The sequence below is a fragment of the Phormidesmis priestleyi ULC007 genome, from assembly GCF_003003695.1.
GTDB lineage: Bacteria > Cyanobacteriota > Cyanobacteriia > Leptolyngbyales > Leptolyngbyaceae > Phormidesmis_A > Phormidesmis_A priestleyi_A.
Genome location: NZ_PVWG01000152.1, coordinates 1 through 677, shown reverse-complemented (window position 1 = coordinate 677; position 677 = coordinate 1). Strand labels below are relative to the sequence as shown.

The 677-nt window shown below is 51.6% G+C and carries 1 protein-coding gene; it reads right to left on the bottom strand.

The genetic code is table 11. The features are described from left to right. The coding region (locus tag C7B65_RS27135; RefSeq protein WP_244913312.1) for a reverse transcriptase domain-containing protein at positions 1–671 on the bottom strand (671 nt) is incomplete at its 3' end. Positions 672–677: the final 6 nt, after the last annotated feature.

The following is a 677-nucleotide window of genomic DNA, read 5'->3' as shown; positions in this document are numbered from 1 at the left end:
TCGTCGGCGTACCGAACGCTTTGATGAATGTCTTCAATCCCGTTGAGAGCGATGTTCGCGAGTAGTGGGCTAACCACGCCACCTTGTACGGTGCCTTGTTCAGGAAATCCTGGATTGACTCCTGCTTTGAGACAGCGGAAAATTCCGGTCTTGACCCCTTTTGGGGCAATCAGGTTGTCCAGGATGGCGGCATGGTTGATCCGGTCGAAGCATTTTTCGATATCGAGTTCGAGGACGCGTTTACCGATTCCATTCGCATGAGAGTTGAGGTTTAGAAACAAAACTTTCTGGGCATCGTGTGCCGAGCGTCCGGTTCTAAACCCGTAGCTCCTGGCGTGGAAGGTTGCTTCATGGGCGGGTTCCAGCGCGTACTTAACTAGACATTGCCAAGCTCTATCCGCGATGGTCGGTACTTTTAGCATTCGCTTTGTCCCGTCCTTTTTAGGGATTGGGATTTTGCGAAGCTTCGAGGGTTTCCATTGGTTGACGGTTTCTTTGAGCAGGTTGCTCAGGTCAAAGCGTTCTTCAATCGTGAGGAATGCTTTGCCGTCAACGCCCGCCGTCTTTTTACCCGCATTCAGTTGGGTCACTTGACGGATTGCTAGAAATCGGGCGGCTGTAGACTTGAAAATCAGTTTTTGGAGTGACCGCGCCTTTCGCAGGTTGCCCACTGAAAC